The organism is Petralouisia muris (genome assembly GCF_004793545.1).
Classification (GTDB): Bacteria; Bacillota; Clostridia; order Lachnospirales; family Lachnospiraceae; genus Petralouisia; species Petralouisia muris.
Map to the genome: position 1 here is coordinate 1 of NZ_SRYA01000002.1, position 18,418 is coordinate 18,418.

Here is an 18,418-nt window from a genome sequence, read left to right on the forward strand (position 1 = left end):
TAGGCTGCTTTAGCAGCAGAGCGAACCTACCGGCTTTAGCCGGTAGTGGTTCAGTAATGGAACTAATTCATTATTGGATGTGTTGAATAAATTAACATCCAAACTTGGAAGCATAGGCACTATTGGATTAGGTGCTTTTGCTTTTATAAACAAAGGTAGATCAAACGATTTTGCCCTGTAGGGTGGTGACACCTTGCAGCAAGTTTTAAAACGTGCCAAAGTATGAAATGTGGAAGCAGAGTAATACACCGGGGAACTCTAACCCATATATATGATATATGGGACTATATAACTAACCAATAATGTTATACAGTAGATCAGTCTATGATGGAGAATAGCCTGATAATACAGAGCCGTCCGAAACCAAGCTAAGGGGGAATCCCCTTGGGGCAGCATTGGGAACACTGCCCTCCTGGATACAGGGTGAAGGTCAAGAGACTGTAAGGCACAGGGTCTTGTATATGCAAGATTCAGAAATCCAGTCCAGTTTCTACTATATAAATGTAACATATAGTAGTCCATGCTCGCTGGTAACCAGACCAGCAAGGAGGGAACTCCAGGAAGCAGTATGGAATGGGATTGAAACAATATTAAATTGTAAAGGTAAATATGAAACGGTTAAAACATGCTTTTTACAAATACCTTGTAATATTCGTCATTGATAAGGATCAGGGACTTATCGCCATCCTTCCATTCGATAGCGATAAGATATTCTTTCTTATTCTTGCCACTGATTCCGGCAACAGCACCAATACTTCCGAAAAGTGCAACACCTAATGCACCTTTCCAGAAGGAATATTGGTCTTTGTTGGATTCATCTATTACAGTGTATGAGGAAATGTTGTTTTTAGATAACCAACCATTTGCATAAAGCATTGTACCACCAGTAATTTTTGTACCCTTATTTTTACCTTCTAATACGATATTTATAGTTGCCATATGTGGTACTCCTTTTTGATTTAATATAGCAATTATAACAAAGAAATTTAATTCATTCAATCTCATAAAAAGAAAATCAAAGATTTAAAAACAGTAGTTAGTGATATTAAAAATGTAATGGTTGAACTTGATAAGGTAAATTATGTGTTTTCTAATTTATCAGGTGTTCAATTGCAAGTATTTAAAGGCTTAGATGGTGCTCAGATTCAAAATTACATAACCCAGCTTCAAGCGATTAAAGCATCATCCAATGGGTTATATGCATCAACACCAGTGGCAGAGTATGCGAAAGCCATTGAAGGTTTGGAGGCGAAACAGGCGGCATTACTGCTGTCCACACAGGGGCTAACCAATGCACAAATAGCTGAAACATTAGCGGTAAATGAATCAAATGCAGCTAAAAACTATCAGGCCATGGCAGATGCAGGATTATTAGCGCGTAAGCAGAAACTTACCGTTGCACAGGTGCAGGAGAATTTACAGACAGTATTGGGGGCAGAGGCGGACACATCCGCAGCAATGGCTTCACTCGGACTGTCCGCAGCAATGGAAGGGCAGGGACACCAGACGCTGAAGCTCACTGCAAGGAAACTGGAAGAAGCAGTCGCTACAAATGCCCTGACAGAAGCACAGGCGAAAGAGCTTGCAATGCGTACAGGGGTGATGCTTTCCATGGAGGCGCAGACAGCAAGCGAAATGCCGAAATGGATTGCTACGGTGAAAGCTGGCACAAAAGCGGTTTTGGGACAGATAAAGGCAACGGCTAAATGGCTGGCAACAACACCGGCTGGATGGGCTGCTGCTGCAATTGCTTCCATAGGCGGTGTCATTGCTGTCATTAATAACCTGGAAAAAGCGGAGAAGAAGGAAAGCGATGCGGCAGCAGAGTTATTTGAGAAATCCAAAGAAAAGGTAAGCTCCAATAAGGAAGAAGCGGAATCTTTAGAGGAATTGATTCAGAAATACCAGGAATTAAAATCTGCATCTGTCATAGATTCCGATGCCAGGGAACAGATAAAGGAAATCCAGAATGACATTGTTGGGCTGGTCGGTTCCGAAGCGAAAACGCTTGACCTTGTGAATGGCGGGCTGGAAGAGCAGTTAAGCAGACTGAAAGAGATATCATCTGAAAAGGCAAGGCAGAATGCGGAGGATGCAAAGGATGCATATGACAACGCAATCTACCAGTCAGATGTCATGACAGGGAATGCGGATGATTATGGAAACGATGTGTCCTTGAAATGGAACGGCACAGAATCCACACAGATACACAAAGTAAAAGGATTTGAACAGGCAAAATATGATGAATTTGTAAAATTTATTACGAACAGTGGGTTTGGCGATATTTTCCGAAAGAACAAGGATGAAAATATCTTCAACATGAGGCTTGTCGTTGACACCACAGGGATTGACGGGTTAGAAGAAAAGGTGGAACGGCTGAAAGAGTTCAAAGAATTCCTCGATGAAAATGGGTTCAGGAATACGGGTATGTACCAAGGTGTGGCTAATGCAATCAGCAGCTACGGGGAACAGCAGGATAGTGAAGCGGAAGCGGCAAACAACCTTGTGGAAGCAACTATCCAAAGCCTTTCAGCTTCAAGCAAGGAGCTTTCAAAGATATCGGTTGATTCCGTGAAGTCTTTTGAAGAATACCGGCAGAAGATGCTTGATGAAATGAAAAATGATGAAAGCATTGGGAAAATACTGGCCGATGGCGCATTGTCAAAAGAAAATTTAGAAACAGCAGTCAATGATTTTATGGCTGCGGCTGAACAGTTTTCAGAATGGTATGAGCGATGGAACAGTGAGATCCAGAACCAGGACACAGGAGAAATTTCAACTCCATCCTACAAAGATTCCCTGGACGGAGTGCAGTCCGTCACAGACAAACTCCATACGCTTATGGAAGTTTATGACGATGTGCAGGACGGGGAGGAATTTAATTGGTCTTCCATTTTAAACAATGACGATTTTGCGTCCGCTTTCGAAAGCGCAGGAAAAGCCTATGACGATTTCATTCAAACCGTCACCCAAAATTCAGATGACATTGGCGCATGTCAGAAAGCCTTTGACAGCCTTGCGACTTCCGTCATTGACGGCAGCGGGATCTGGGACGATTTAACCGCTGAAACAAAGGAAGCCACCATTGCAATGTTAGAAGAGAACGGGGTTGTGAACGCTTCCGAGTTAGTGAACGCAAGGCTCGCCATGCAGGAAGAGTGCCTTGCCCTGGCCAAAGACAACGCGGCACTTGCAGGGAAGAAACTTTCTGACATCACATGGGAAGAGATCGGCGCATTGTTAAGCGAAGGGGAAGCCTCCGACACGACCTCAGATTATCTTACAGCGTTAGCCATCTCAAAGATGGACGTGAACAGCGTAAAAATCAACACCCAGGACGACGTAGACCAGATCATTGCGATTGCGAACGCGGCGGGAGCCTCCACCTCCTACATCCAGAACCTTGCAAACGCGCTGCTGCATTTTAAGTCCATGGAGTTTGACACTGGCACCATGTTTGGGAAGGTGGGGGATTCCGCCAGGAACATCATGGTGAAATCCACGGAGGAAAAGCTGAAACAGGAACTCAGCGCGCAGCTGGAAGGCGCACAGCTTGATTCCTCACAGTTTTACGCAAAGTCAGGGGGAACTGGCGGATCAGGCTCCGGCAAGTCAGGCAAATCCGGCTCCTCCGCAAAAGAGGAGTCCATCGAAACTTTCGACTTCATTGAAACCGCCGTCAAACGGGTGGAAGCGGCCATTGAACGGCTGAAAACAAAAGCGGAAGAGACGTTCCGCAGCTTCACCAAAAGAGGACGGGAATACAAGAAAGCCATTTCTGAGATTGCAAAGGAAATTGACATCCAGAGAAAGGGCTATGACGCTTACATTGCAAAGGCGAACAGCATTGGATTAGAAGAATCCTGGGCAAGGCAGGTCAGGGACGGAAGCGTCAACATAGCGGACGTTTCAGACGACGGATTAAAGGAACGGATTAAAAATTACAAAGAGTGGTATGAAAAAGCCCTGGAATGCCAGGAGAAATTAGAGGAGCTTAAAAAGACCCAGAAAGAGCTTGCCCGGGAAAAGATTGAACTCTTAATCACCAAATATGAAAAACTCCTTGGGAAGCTGGAATCCACAAGCAAACGCATCCAGAATAACATGGACTTCAAAGAAACCTGGGGATTCTCCGCAAGCGCAAAGGATTACACAAAGCTCAATAAAAACGCAAAGTCCCAGATCAAAAACCTCATAAACCAGAACAAAAAGCTGAAAGAGCTGCAAAAGACGGTGACAAAAGGCTCCGAAGCGTGGCGTGAATACAATGAACGGATCAATTCCAACAATGAATCCATCCAGGAGCTGACCCAGTCCATGGCCGAGAACGCGATTGCGTCCGCCAATCTCGCCGGACAGAACGCGGAAGCCAAAAACAGCGCAAAGGACACGGCTGACAGCAGAACGGACGCAAAACTGTCCACTGCATCCACTGCGTCCAGGAAGAACAGCCTGCTAAACAACAAAGCGAAGAACATTGACGCAAGGCAGAAGAACTTACAGACCGCGTACAATAAGACGGCCAAAAGCAGGGTTTCCTATGGAAACAAAATCTTAAAGGCCAATAAGAAGGACGTTTCCAAAAAGAACAAAAAACTGTTCGCCCAGGCGATCGCAAAAGTCAAAGCGGGCAAATTAGTTTCCGCGTCCACCATAAACGGGATTGTGAACGCGCTGAAATCCGCAAAGGGAAAAGAATACAAAGAATTAAATGCGCTCCTCTCCCACTGCATTTCTTACAATGCGAACAAGAATGCGGAAGAGGAAAACAAATTAAACCTGGAAATGTATGCGCTCACCGCGCAGGAAGAGAAGAAGTCTTTCAGGCAGGAGCAGTTAAACAATTCTTTGGACGCGAACCAGTCCAAAGCGGACAGGGCCACGCTTTCAAACGCTGAAACAACAGCGGCCAAAAACCAGAACATAGACACCCAGACGCGCTTAAGCAATGCAAACGCAAACGCGCAGGAACAGGCCGCAAAGAACGCTGTAAAAGACCGGGAAACGGCGGCAGGGAAAGCGTCCTTCGCAAAAGAGAAATCCTATAAAAAGCTGAAAGACAAAAAGCTGAAAAAGCGTCTGCAGAAAGCGGTTGCGGCAATCAAAGCGGGGAAAAAGATTGACTCCGACTCCCTGAAAGCGGTCAAGGAGTACTGCCAGAAACATTTAAAGGGCAACTTAACCTACTACTATAACTGTGAAGCCTACAATGAAGCGGTGGAAAATGAGTTAAGCGCAAAAGAAGCGGAAACCCTTGCCAAAGCCCAGGCATATGCGTCCGCATTGCAGGCAAAGCGGGAAAAAGCTGCAAACACAGTGTCCGGCAGGGATGAAGAAAACGAATTGCACGCTGCAACCAGCAAAAACCAGACCTCAGCAGAAGCGAAGAACCAATATGTGGACAGGCAGATTTCAAACATTTCCCAGAACGCATCCACATATAAATCGGCATACAATACGTCTGTGACAGATTACAGCAATGCAAAGAGCGCAATTAACAAGTCCTCTGGGAACGCTGTCATAAACGAAATTAAGTCAAAATATGTAAGCAAGAACATCCTGATTCCCGCTGACTATCTGGAAAAAGCATATGCAGTCTCCAACAGCTTCGGGCTTGCCTGCTCTAACTACAATGAAGCCCTGGAAGCCATGAACGCAGCCAAAGCGGCCGCAGACCTGTATGAACAGACCGCAAAGACAGAAAAGGCCGCACTCGCCCTGGAAAAGATGGAAAACATCGACAAGGATTACGGGCACAAAATAAGCGTCTTTGAGCAGAGGGCTTCCAGAATTGACAATTCCATGGACATTGCCCAGGCCAAAGGATACCAGGCAAGCAAAAAATATTATGAGCGGCTGACGGAGAATGAGGAGAAAACCAACGAAACATTGGCGAGGAAACGGAAAGACCTCACGGATTCCTTAAACCAGTCCGTCAGCACAGGCGCGGTCACGAAATTCTCAGACGAATGGTACGAAGCCTGCGGCAGGATTGACGACGTGACGAACGCAATCGAGGAATCCGCCGTTTCCCTGGCCGAATTCAAAAAACAAATGCGCCAGATTGACTGGGACAATTTTGACTACCTGGAAAGCAGGATTAAAAACACTGTCTCTGAAACGGATTTCCTGATTGGTGAGCTGTCCCGGGAAAGCCTTGCAAATGAGGACGTTGGATGGATGACAGGCCGGGGGAAAGCCGCCGCGTTCCTGCACGCAGGGAACTATGAAAACTACCGGAAACAGGCGGAGGACTATGCGTCTGAAATCCGCAGAATCAACAGCGAATTGGAGAAAGACCCTTATAACAAGGAGCTGGTTGACCGGAAAGACGAGCTGCTCCAGTCCTACCGGGAATGCATCCAGGCGGCGCAGGAGGAAAAATACGCGGTCATAGACCTTTACACGCAGGGGTATGAAGCCCTCTCCGGCAAGCTGAAAAACCTGATCAGCGACTATGAGGATCTTTTGGACAAAGAAAAAGACGCGTTCGACTACCAGAAAAACATCGCGGACAAGGCGAAGGAAATCGCGGGAATCCGCAAGCGGCTGGAAGCCTACGCGGGCGACATGTCGGAAGAGACGAGGGCGAAAATCCAGACGTTAAAGGTTTCTTTAGAGGAAGCGGAAAAGGATTTGCAGGAGACGCAGTACGACAAATACATCTCAGACACGAAGGAAATGCTTTCTGACCTGCAGGACAGCTTTGACGAAGCCATCCAGCTTATCGTGGATTCCCTGGCGGAAAACTTCGGGAAGCTGACGGAGGACATGGAAGCCACGGCCGCAGAGACTGGGAAGTCCATCATGTCCCTTATGACGGGAATCGGCTACGCCCCCACCGAGGAATTCGGAAAACTCCTGGAAGGGACTGGGATTGCGGCTTCCGTCAACGCAGTGCTTACGGAACTGAAAGACTTCCATGCGAAAATGACGGCCTACGCGGACAAGATCGCCTCTTCCGCAAACGCGGACGCAGCCGCTGACAGCGGAAACTCTGGAACAGGCGCAAACAATGCGTCAGGAGCAGACCAGGCAATCATAAACGCGGCCACCCAGGGGACGGGCGGAGTTCCAAAAGGAGGCGCGCAGGCTCCCGCAGCCGTCCAGATTTCAGGCGACGAAACCATCAAGGGGAAGGACGGGCAGGACGGCAAGACCGACATTCTGGAGGAAACGGGGATTTCCAAACGGACGCAGGACTTCAAAGATCTAATGACGGCGAACGACTACCTGGACAAGCACTTGAAAAGCACAAAGGCAAAGCGGAGCGAGCTTACCGACATTAATAAGAAACTCTATGACAAGCACGGCAAGAAAATCCTGACCACCGCCCAGATGAAAGAGCTTGCAAAGAAACTCGGGGTGGAATACGACAACCAGAAAACCTCCGGAAGCCTTTACAAGAAGCTGAAATCCATCGGGGTGAAAGGGTTCCGCGTTGGCTCCAAAAACATCCCCTATGAGCAGCTTGCGTTCCTTGGCGAAAAGGGCGACGAGCTTCATTTCAAAAAGGACGAAGGCACGCTTACAAAAGTTGGCCAGGGGGACATGGTGTTCACGGACGAAATGAGCAAGCGTTTATGGGAAATCTCACAGATGCCGCCAGAGTTTATCCGTGAAAAATTCGGGATTCCCAGCGTCCAGCCGCAGACCGCCGCCCTTGCGCCGCTTCCTCCGTCCATTACGGAGAACAACCAGTACAATGGCGGGGACGTGAACATCAACATGGGTGGAATCGTAATGAACGGGGTGAATGACAAAAAAGAATTTGTAAGGGAATTGAACAACGCCCTTGCCACAAACAGAGACACCATAAAGATTATGCAGCACAACACCGTCTGCGCATTGGGGAAAAACTACCGACCAATGGACGTAATGAGGTATGTGAGATAATAAATTTATTTCTTAAATGAATTGGATAAGGGACGCATCCAACTGCACGGATATGCGTCCCTGCATCCGGAAAGGAAAATACAAAAATGAAAAAAATGAAAAGAGAAGAAATTGACAGGATTATTTTAGGCAGTTTCCAGGAAACGGGAGACAACACGCTTTCAAAGTTTTTGGACAACATCACCATCGTCAAATCAGCGTTGGAAAAAGACGGGATAGGGAAAGGCAGGGACAGGGATTTTGCAGCCCAGCTAATTTCATGCATTATGACCGCGCAGACAAGCGCACTTTGCACTATGCGCAACGTTCTTTACAAAATACTTTGTGAGGACAGGGAAGAATCAATACAGCCAGCCATAGGAGGAAACGAGCATGAAATTAAACCGTAAAGACAGAAAAATCCAGATCCAGCAGAACATCATAAACCGCCTGGAAGAGGAAAATGAAATATTGAGGCAACAGTTGGAAGCGCGCTGCCCTGGAAACATGGAAAGCAAGGAAACCCTCGCCGGGCAGGCATACCGGGAATACACGGGACTGATTGAAGAACTGAACGAAATGAAACAGGAATACGTGGAATTAATTAAGGAAATGGCAGAAATGAAAGAAAAAATGAAACGGAAATGTAAGTGAAATTCAAGTAAAAGGCGGTAAATATGAAACTTACCGTCTTTTGTATGCTGAAAAAATTGCGAGACTAAATAGAAACAAATCAATAGTTTAGGATGCATTTAATTTTATGGAATTGTGAATTGGACAAGCTGTGAAAAGAATAAAATGATATTAATAATAATTAGTGAGGATGCAATTTGGAAAAAAGTAACAAAAATATAAAAGTAACTGTAGTCTATGGAGATAAAAAATTAATTGATTGTATGAAAAATGTAATTATTAAACGCACAAAACAATAGAAAATAGATCTTGTATCATGTATAATAGTTTTAGTGTACATGATACGAGGATATAATAAATACGATTGGAGAGAACAATATGAAAGGAAATCGTGCAGTATTATATCTAAGGCTAAGCAAAGAAGACGCTGATAAAATCAGTAAGGGAGATGATAGCGCAAGCATTAAAAATCAAAGGCTTTTATTAACGGATTATGCTTTGACACATAATTTTAAGATTGTTAAAGTGTATTCGGATGATGATGAAAGCGGGCTATATGATGACCGTCCAGATTTTGAAAAAATGATGATTGATGCAAAGCTGAATGAGTTTGACATTATCATTGCAAAAACCCAATCAAGATTTTCCAGGAACATGGAACATATTGAAAGATATCTACACCATGATTTACCGAATCTGGGAATCAGATTTATTGGTGTTGTAGATGGTGTTGATACAGATAATGAAGAAAACAAGAAAAGCAGACAGATTAATGGACTTGTAAATGAATGGTATTGTGAAGACTTGTCTAAAAACATCCGTAGTTCTTTTAAGGCAAAAATGAAGAATGGGCAGTTTTTAGGTTCTTCTTGTCCATATGGGTATAAAAAAGATCCACAAAACCATAATCATTTGGTTATAGATGAATATGCAGCAAAAATTGTAAGAAGAATTTATAAATTATATTTATCTGGATATGGCAAAGCAAAAATAGGTTCTATATTATCTTCGGAAGGGGTATTGATACCAACTTTGTATAAAAGAGAGGTATTGGGCGAGAATTATCATAATTCCAGAGCGTTGGAAACAACGAAGAATTGGTCGTATCAAACAATCCATACTATACTAAATAATGAGACATATATAGGAAATTTAATTCAGAATAAAGTAAATACTTTATCCTATAAGGATAAAAAGAAGAAAATGCTTCCAAAAGAAAAATGGATTATTGTAGAAAATACCCATGAGCCGATTATAGATTCAGAAGTTTTTGAAATGGTAAAGAAATTACAGAAGACGCGTACTAGAAGCGTTGGTTCCATGGAAAAGAATGGAATTTTTTCTGGTCTAATTTATTGTGCAGATTGTAAACATGCAATGTCAAGAAAGTATGCAAGACGTGGAAGCAAGGGGTTTATAGGTTATATTTGCAAAACATATAAGACACAGGGAAAGGTATTTTGTGATAGTCACACCGTAAACATAGAGGATTTAGAGGAAGCAGTGTTATTTTCTATAAAAAATGAAGCAAAAAAGATTCTGAAAGAGGAAGATATAGATGAACTAAAAAAGATGGAGGTTTATAATGATAGCAGGGAATGTTATGAAATGCAGTTGGAAAGCATTCAGAAAAGACTTGATAAAATAGAGAAATTCAAAAGAAAAACATATGACAATTTTATGGAAGATTTAATTTCAAAAGAAGAGTATCTTACATATATTGCTGAGTATGATGATGAAATTAAAGAATTGCAGAAGCAGAAAGATGTGCTTGTTGGGAAATCGGATTTACAGCAGGAGTTAAATACCCAATATGATGAATGGGTGGAAGCATTTAAAAATTATATCAATATTAGAAAACTAACAAGAGATATGGTTTTAGAACTGATTGACAGAATAGAAGTAAATAGAGACGGGTCTATTATAATCTATTATAAATTTCAAAATCCATATGATTAGTGTCTACTATATATAAATGCTACACAGGCGTCATTGGCGCTTGCAACGGAAATGCATTTCAGCATGGTTTCCACCGTCTGGGTTTCTCCAGGTTCTAAGAAAACCTGGGACCCGCCCATGCTGGCAGCATATTCTGATACGGTGACGGTATCTTCCAAAGATATTTTTCCTTCTTCCAAAGCGTCAAAAATCAGAATCATAGTCATGATTTTCGTAATGCTGGCAGGGTGAAGTGAAGTATGTGCATCCTTTTCATAAATAATCTGGCCGGTAGAGGCTTCCATTAATGCCACAGAAGGAGCGGAAACTGTGACTTCTTCTGCGGGAGGCTGCTCCGCGGGCGCTTCTGAAGTAGGAAGCAGGGAGGAAATCAGCAAACACGCAGATAAGAAAATAGACAGTATACAATGCATATCAGAACCTCCATATGTTATATAACAGTTTAAGCGGAATGCTTGTATGATATGCCCGGTTTTTATGAAGTTTCTCAAGTCCGGGCGGCAGGAAATATCAGGAAGGAAACCAGACAGAATCAGAAAGGTAAAAATTAATGAAAATTATATTTTTTATATTGATAATCGTTCTTTGCTATATTTTGTGGCAAAAGTGGGAATTGACGAAGTTTGAGATAACAGAATACAGAATTTTCTCACCTAAGATAAAGAAAAGGGCCTCCACGGCAGTGATTTCAGATTTGCATGGATTTTCATATGGAAAAGAAAATGAGAAGTTATTGCAAAAAGTAAAGAAAATAAATCCTGATATAATTTTAATACCGGGAGATATGCTGGTGTCAAAATACAGCGATACCTATGAGACCGCCTTGAAAACGCTGCAGGATTTGGCGAAGCTTGCTCCGGTGTATTACAGTTACGGAAACCACGAGAGCAGGCTGAATGATCCAGAGAGAATCAACCACCCCTTATTTCTGAAATATCTCGCCAAGGTAAAGGAAGCTGGAGTCATTGTGATGCGGACTGAAAGCAGGGAAATTTCCCTGGGGGAGAATCCGGTGCAGCTTTCTGCCCTGGAGTTAGAGTTAGATTATTACGAAAAGGGCAGGGCTGTTCCCTTGGAATCAGATTATCTGGATAAACATCTTCCTACTAAACAGGAAGGAATGTTTCAGATTCTTCTTGCCCATAATCCGGCTTATGCCCAGGAATATATTCAATGGGGAGCAGATGTAACATTCTGCGGCCATAATCATGGAGGGTTGGTTCGGATTCCCGGAATTGGGAGCGTGATATCCCCGCAGTTTACCTGGTTTCCCAAGTACGATGCGGGAGATTATGAACAGGAGGGCAGACATGTGATTGTCAGCCGGGGAATGGGAACCCATACCTTTCATATACGGATTTTTAACCGGGCGGAGCTGTTGGCGGTAACGTTTTTACCGGAAAATAAGAAGTGAGAACTATTTTTCATCCATATAGTAATATTTCCGATACAAATGCCCTTTGGATAAAGCCGAAGCTTGGAACAATGGGATTTTTCTGCAAATTAATCAGCTGCTGACAAAATTTCCCTTGAAAAAAACAGAGGATACAGGTAGAATAGGTAACAGTGCTGTTTAAATAGTCGGATACCGTTTCAGGGATTTTGGCTCATAAAAACAATGGGCGAACAAAACCTGCTGGTGGGAGGGAAAAATAGTATGGATTTAACTGTGAAACTTCAGGTTTTTGAAGGGCCTTTGGATTTGCTATTGCATTTGCTGGAAAAGAATAAAGTGAATATTTATGATATTCCCATCGTGGAGATTACCAATCAGTATATGGACTATATCAACGAAATGCAGCGGCAGGATTTGAATGTGGTCAGTGAATTTCTGGTAATGGCGGCTACGCTTCTTGACATTAAGTCCAGGATGCTGCTTCCCAAGGAAGAAACGGAGGAAGAAGAGGAAGATCCCAGGGCGGAGCTGGTACAGAAGTTGCTAGAATATAAGATGTACAAATGCATGTCTTATGAATTAAAGGACAGGCAGGTGGATGCAGAAAAAGTCCTCTTTAAGATGCCAACCATACCGGAAGAGGTCAGGAAATATGAAGAGCCGGTGGATTTGCAGGAATTAATGTCAGATGTTACATTGAAAAAACTTAATGCCATTTTTCGTTCCATAATGAGAAAACAGGAAGACAAGATTGACCCCATTCGTTCCAGATTCGGCAAAATCGAAAAAGAAGAAGTGTCATTAGAGGAGCGGATGTCATATTTAGAAGAGTATGCGCTGAACCACAGACAGTTCAGCTTTCGGGGGCTTTTAGAGGCACAGAGCAGCAAAATGGAAGTGATTGTGACGTTTTTATCGGTTCTGGAACTGATGAAAACAGGAAAAATACATATTTTACAGGAACATATTTTTGATGATATAATGATTTATTCCAATCAGGAAAACAGCCAGGTGCCGGCGTAAGGAGTCAGGTCAGTATGAAAAGGGAAAAATGTGAGGCAATAATAGAAGGAATTCTGTTTGCTATGGGAGAGTCCGTAGAGATTTCAAGGCTGGCAGAGGTTTTGGAAATAACGCAGGAAGAAGTCAGGGATATTTTACAAAATATGAGGAAACGGTATCAGTCAAAGAACCGGGGAATTGAAATTATGGAAATTGAAGATGCGGTTCAGATGTGTACTAAGAAAGAAATGTATGAATATCTGATTAAGATTGCAAAACAGCCCAAGCGTCATGTGCTGACAGACGTGCTTTTGGAAACCTTATCCATTATTGCCTATAAACAGCCAATCACCAGGCTGGAGGTGGAAAAAATCAGAGGGGTAAGCTGTGCCCATGCCATTAATAAGCTGGTGGAATATAACTTAGTCTGTGAATTGGGAAGACTGGACGCCCCGGGCAGGCCTTTGTTGTTTGGAACTACAGAAGATTTCTTAAGGAGCTTCGGGGTTCAGTCCATTGAAGAACTCCCGGTACTGAACCAGGAGCAGTTGGAAGAGTTTAAACAGCAGGCAGAAGAAGAAATGCATCTGAAATTAGATGTCTGACTTTTCATCTTGATATTCAATATCACAGAGAGAGCATATCCTTTAAAAAGCCGTTACATGGTTAAATGACCACGCAACGGCTTTTTCATAATTAAAATTTAATACCCCAGAGCTTCCCCGATTAAAATAACCTTAATTCGATTTTGGGGTGTGCTTCTTCTGGTAATGACCGTATGGGAACAGATGCAGTCCGGACTTAGGCAGTCAGAACATAATCCGGTAGCGGCGCAGGGCGTGTTCCGGTTCAGGCGGTTGGCGTTCAGCGGAGAAGCCACATTTTTCACCCGGGAAACCGCTTCCTCCAGTGTGGGACTTACTTTGTTCATGCCGGCCAGGATAATCACATGTTCTGGTCCGTAAATCAAAGCTGCCAAACGGTTTCCTGTGCCGTCGATGTTCACCAGTTCCCCGTCTGCTGTGATGGCGTTGCTGCTCATAAAGTAGTAGTCTGCATGTAATGATTTGTGGTAAATTTCTTTTATCTCTTCCGGTGAGCCTGCTTTGCTCCGATCTAACAGTGTGATGTCGCTGCGCTGTTTCAGGGCATCAGCCATCCCGGAGTCTGTAAATGTCATAGAGCCGCCGAAGGATACAGTGCTGCCGGCAGGCACCAGTTTGGAGGCAAGTGTTACGGCTTCTTGGGCAGTTTTACAGTAATGGCATTCAAAATGCCGCCGTTCCAGATTTTTCATGGTAACTTTTGCTAGATTTTCGTAATAGGTTTCTGCAGGTGTCATAAATTTGCTCCTTTCGTAGATAAAGTTGTCATATTTCTTATACCGATGTTATTATGTAAGGAGTGGCTGTATTCTTTCCTATTATAAAATATCAGATTCTGTGCGTCAATTTTATTGTGGAAATTATCTTGAGAATATGTTGGCAAAAGACTATAATAAGGAACATAGGAAGGATTGAGTGGCTTTTCCAAAAGATTTGAAAAAAATACCAATTGTGTTATAATATGCCCTGTGGATGAAAATATGTGTCAGAACTCATCCGCAGAAAAACAGTAAAAAATTTTCAGGAAAGGGGATTTTAATGGAACAAAAATTAAAAAAGCTGGTCTCCTATTACAAGCCCTACCTGCCCTTATTTCTTGCAGACATGTTTTTTGCGATTTTGGGTGCAGGGGTGACATTAGTAATTCCTTTGATTGTGCGCTATATTACAAATCATGTAATTACAATGGAAGCAGATGCGGCGCTCCATAAGCTTACTGGGCTGGCAGTTTTGATGCTGGCGCTGGTTGCGGTGGAGTGTTTCTGCAATTATTTTATTTCCAACTATGGCCATGTGATGGGAGCGAAGATTGAGTATGACATGCGGGCGGAGATTTTCGGTCATTACCAGAAGCTGTCATTTTCTTTCTTTAATAACCAAAAGGTAGGGCAGCTGATGTCCAGAATCACCAGTGATTTGTTTGATATCAGCGAGCTTTTGCATCATGGACCGGAGGATCTGGTGATTTCTGTCATTAAGATTGTAGGTTCCTTCATTATTTTGCTGAATATTGATGTGAAGCTGACCATAATAGCCTTTGCCTTTGTGCCCATTATGCTGGTGTATGCGATGTACTTCAATACCAGGATGAAGCGGGCCTTCAAGCGCAACCGGGTGAAAATAGCGGAAATCAACAGCCAGATCGAGGATAATTTGTCCGGCATTCGGGTGGTAAAATCCTTTGCCAATGAAGAGGTGGAGCTGGACAAATTCGAAGAGGGTAACCAGGGATTTCTGGCTGCCAAAAAGAACAGCTATATTTATATGGCTGGATATCATTCAGGCCTCGGCGCGCTGACCACATTGATTACTATTGTGGTGCTGGTGGCAGGAGCCGTACTGATTACTGGAGAACAGGTGAATGTGACGGATTTGATTACGTTTCTTCTGTATATCAACACCTTTACAGAACCGGTGAAAAAACTGATTAACTTTACCGAACAGTTTCAGAACGGCTATACCGGGTATGAGCGTTTTATGGAGATGATGGCGATCAATCCGGATATTGCAGACAAGCCGGAGGCGATGGAATTAAAAAATGTCAAAGGGGATATCTCTTTTGAAAATGTATCCTTCCATTACGAAGAAAATGCGGAAACAGTGTTAAATCACATCAATCTGGAGGTGGAAGCAGGTTCCTATATGGCTCTGGTAGGTTCTTCCGGAGCAGGGAAAAGCACTCTTTGCAGCCTGATTCCACGGTTTTATGATGTGACAGATGGCGCGGTGAAAATTGACGGGCAGGACATCCGGGATGTAACGTTAAAGAGCCTGCGCAGCCAAATTGGCATTGTGCAGCAGGACGTGTATTTGTTTGTGGGAACTGTGATGGATAATATTCGCTATGGCAGGCCAGGCGCCACCCGGGAAGAAGCAGTGGAGGCTGCCAAACGCGCCAATGCCCATGAATTTATTATGGCGCTTCCAGACGGATATGACACCGATATCGGGCAGCGGGGCGTGAAGCTTTCCGGCGGGCAGAAGCAGAGATTGTCCATTGCACGGGTATTTTTGAAAAATCCGCCCATACTGATCTTTGACGAGGCCACTTCAGCTTTAGATAACGAAAGTGAAAAAGTTGTGCAGGAATCTTTGGAAAAATTGGCGAAAAACCGTACCACCTTTGTGATTGCCCACCGCCTGTCCACCATACGGAACGCCCAGAAGATTCTGGTGCTGACGGACAGCGGAATCGAAGAGGAAGGGTCCCACAAGGAATTATTGGAAAAAGAGGGCATCTATGCAAAGCTTTACAGTATGCAGTTTGCCGGATAGAAAAAACAAAGAAGAAGGCAGAATGCGGCTTTTGGCGTGCAGTCAGCCGGATAGGAGATTTATGGAAATCGAATTTAAGAAAATCGGACTGGAAGACCGGGAGCTTATTGACAGATATCTGAATCAGAAAAGATACCGAAGCTGTGAATTGATTTTCCCAAATATTTACCTTTGGAGCCGGAAATATCCAACAGAGTTTGCCGTTGTGGAGGACGCTTTAGTATTTCGGGGAACTTTGGAGAATGGTGAGCCAAGCATTACATTTCCGGCAGGGGAACCGGCGCAGATCCGCAGATCTATGGATGTGATGCTGGAATGGTTTCACAGTGAGCAGAAAGAATTTCACATGCATCTGGTGCAGGAGCAGGAATTTGAACTGCTGCAGCAGTGGTATCCGGGAAAATTCCAGATTGCGTATGACAGAGATTCTGCTGATTATGTCTATGAGACGGAAAAGCTTACCACTCTGGCCGGGAAAAAGCTTCATGGGAAGCGGAACCATATCAACAAATTCAAAGAGAATTATCCGGAATGGGTTTATGAGCCTGTCACTGGTGAAAATGTGGAGGAATGCTTTCAAATGGCTTTAAAATGGCGGACGGAAGCAGAATGTGACCAGGACGAAGAAAAGCGGGCGGAGATGTGCGTGACGTTAAATGCGCTGCGCCTGTTTGAAGAATTGAGACTGAAGGGCGGACTGCTTCGGACAGAGCCCAAAGGAGAAATTGTTGCATTTACCATTGGAGAGCCTTTAAATCCGGATACTTTTGTGGTGCATATTGAAAAAGCCTTTGCACATGTTCAGGGGGCTTATCCCATGATAAACCAGCAGTTTGTGACCCATGAAGCGCAGGAGTATCAGTATGTGAACCGGGAAGAGGATACCGGGGCAGAAGGGCTTCGGAAAGCGAAATTGTCTTACCGTCCGGTATTTCTGGTGGAAAAGGGCATGGTGACCTGTGGAAAAGAATCATAACGGAAACCGGCAGCCCAGGCATGATAGAAGAAAAATGGAGGGAAAATCAATGACAAAGATTGATATTATTTCAGGATTTTTAGGAGCAGGGAAGACCACCTTTATCAAAAAAATGTTAGAGGATGTATTTCAGGGAGAAAAAATTGTTTTAATTGAAAATGAATTTGGAGAAATCGGCATTGACGGCGGTTTTTTAAAGGATTCCGGCATTGAAATCAGCGAATTAAATTCCGGCTGTATCTGTTGTTCCCTGGTGGGGGATTTTGGAAAGAATCTGCGGGAGGTGATGGAACGGTTTCATCCGGACCGGATTCTCATTGAGCCTTCCGGCGTAGGAAAGCTTTCTGATGTGATGAAATCTGTGCAGGAGGTGGAACAGGAAAACGAAGTGAAATTAAACGGGCGGATTACCGTGGTAAATACTGCCAAAGCCACCAAGCAGATGAAGGCGTTTGGAGAATTTTTCAATAATCAGATTGAATACGCCACTGTAGTTGTGTTAAGCCGTACCCAGAATGTGAAGCCGGAGCAGACAGAACTGGTCGTGAAAGCAATTCGGGAGAAAAATCCGGACGCCGCTGTGATTACCACCCCCTGGGATGACATTGACGGCAAACAGATTTATAAAGTGATCGAGCAGCAGAAATCACTGGAAGAAGAGCTGATGGAAGAACATAAAAAGCATCATGAGGAGCATGGGCACTGCCACGAGCATGGTCATCATCACGAAGAGCATGAACACTGCCACGAGCATGGTCATCATCACGAAGAGCATGAACACTGCCATGAACATCATCACCATGATCATGGGCCGGACTGTACTTGCGGCTGTCACGATCATGATCACCATCATCACCACCACGCAGATGAAATATTTACAAGCTGGGGGAAAGAAACTCCGCATGTATTCACCAAAGAAGTGATTGAACATGCCATGAAAGTATTTTGTGATACAGAAGATTACGGCACAATTCTGCGGGCGAAAGGCATGGTTCCAACAGAAGACGGCACATGGATTTATTTTGACATGGTTGACGGGGAATATGAGCTTAGAACCGGAGAAGCAGATTATACCGGGCGGCTCTGCGTGATTGGAACAGATATCCGGGAGGAAAAGTTGGCGGAATTGTTTGGAATATAGTATATAGCAGGCTGCGAGCTGGAGTGGAATCTTTGCAGTCAAAAGGCTGTGTTGGA

At 43.9% G+C, this 18,418-nt stretch carries 12 protein-coding genes and 1 pseudogene; 10 read left to right on the plus strand and 3 right to left on the minus strand.

Annotated elements, in window-relative coordinates; translation table 11 throughout:
* Positions 1-618 precede the first annotated feature (618 nt).
* Positions 619-939 carry a hypothetical protein gene (locus E5329_RS01180; protein ID WP_135987759.1) on the minus strand — a complete coding sequence of 107 codons (321 nt, stop codon included), beginning with the start codon at positions 937-939 and terminating at the stop codon, positions 619-621.
* 171 nt (positions 940-1,110) lie between these two features.
* Between E5329_RS01180 and E5329_RS01185 the strand changes: the two genes are divergently transcribed.
* The 4 genes from E5329_RS01185 (at position 1,111) to E5329_RS01200 (ending at position 10,467) form a co-directional block, all read left to right on the plus strand.
* Positions 1,111-7,896, plus strand: coding sequence for a coiled-coil domain-containing protein (locus tag E5329_RS01185; RefSeq protein ID WP_135987760.1), 6,786 nt, complete (start codon positions 1,111-1,113; stop codon positions 7,894-7,896).
* Between the two features lie 86 nt (positions 7,897-7,982).
* A complete protein-coding gene (locus E5329_RS01190; protein ID WP_135987761.1) occupies positions 7,983-8,285 on the plus strand; it encodes a hypothetical protein in 303 nt (100 codons plus the stop codon).
* Positions 8,269-8,529 carry a hypothetical protein gene (locus E5329_RS01195; RefSeq protein WP_135987762.1) on the plus strand — a complete coding sequence of 87 codons (261 nt, stop codon included), beginning with the start codon at positions 8,269-8,271 and terminating at the stop codon, positions 8,527-8,529. The genes E5329_RS01190 and E5329_RS01195 overlap by 17 nt, the downstream gene beginning before the upstream one ends.
* Positions 8,530-8,886: 357 nt before the next feature.
* On the plus strand, positions 8,887-10,467 hold the full coding sequence (locus E5329_RS01200; protein ID WP_135987763.1) for a recombinase family protein: 1,581 nt from the start codon (positions 8,887-8,889) through the stop codon (positions 10,465-10,467).
* A 17-nt stretch (positions 10,468-10,484) separates the two neighbouring features.
* Here the strand turns inward: E5329_RS01200 and E5329_RS01205 are convergent.
* Positions 10,485-10,880: pseudogene (locus E5329_RS01205) on the minus strand (D-alanyl-D-alanine carboxypeptidase family protein); the annotation flags it as partial.
* 137 nt (positions 10,881-11,017) lie between these two features.
* Between E5329_RS01205 and E5329_RS01210 the strand changes: the two are divergent.
* The 3 genes from E5329_RS01210 (at position 11,018) to scpB (ending at position 13,470) form a co-directional block, all read left to right on the plus strand.
* Positions 11,018-11,881: a metallophosphoesterase gene (locus E5329_RS01210; protein WP_135987765.1), complete on the plus strand. Its 864-nt coding sequence runs from the start codon at positions 11,018-11,020 to the stop codon at positions 11,879-11,881.
* A 243-nt stretch (positions 11,882-12,124) separates the two neighbouring features.
* Positions 12,125-12,886 carry a segregation and condensation protein A gene (locus E5329_RS01215; protein WP_135987766.1) on the plus strand — a complete coding sequence of 254 codons (762 nt, stop codon included), beginning with the start codon at positions 12,125-12,127 and terminating at the stop codon, positions 12,884-12,886.
* 14 nt (positions 12,887-12,900) lie between these two features.
* On the plus strand, positions 12,901-13,470 hold the full coding sequence (scpB, locus tag E5329_RS01220) for an SMC-Scp complex subunit ScpB (RefSeq protein WP_135987767.1): 570 nt from the start codon (positions 12,901-12,903) through the stop codon (positions 13,468-13,470).
* Between the two features lie 98 nt (positions 13,471-13,568).
* Here scpB and E5329_RS01225 read toward each other — a convergent pair whose 3' ends face one another.
* A complete protein-coding gene (locus tag E5329_RS01225; protein WP_135987768.1) occupies positions 13,569-14,207 on the minus strand; it encodes a lactate utilization protein in 639 nt (212 codons plus the stop codon).
* A gap of 301 nt (positions 14,208-14,508) precedes the next feature.
* Between E5329_RS01225 and E5329_RS01230 the strand changes: the two genes are divergently transcribed.
* The 3 genes from E5329_RS01230 to E5329_RS01240 all read left to right on the plus strand — a co-directional run bounded on the left by E5329_RS01230 (position 14,509) and on the right by E5329_RS01240 (position 18,362).
* Positions 14,509-16,245 carry an ABC transporter ATP-binding protein gene (locus tag E5329_RS01230; protein WP_135987769.1) on the plus strand — a complete coding sequence of 579 codons (1,737 nt, stop codon included), beginning with the start codon at positions 14,509-14,511 and terminating at the stop codon, positions 16,243-16,245.
* A gap of 61 nt (positions 16,246-16,306) precedes the next feature.
* Positions 16,307-17,221, plus strand: a complete 915-nt coding sequence (locus tag E5329_RS01235) for a DUF2156 domain-containing protein (protein WP_135987888.1) — start codon at positions 16,307-16,309, stop codon at positions 17,219-17,221.
* Positions 17,222-17,270: 49 nt separating this feature from the next.
* Positions 17,271-18,362 (plus strand): CobW family GTP-binding protein, encoded by a 1,092-nt coding sequence (locus E5329_RS01240; protein ID WP_135987770.1) that lies wholly within the window; start codon positions 17,271-17,273, stop codon positions 18,360-18,362.
* Positions 18,363-18,418: the final 56 nt, after the last annotated feature.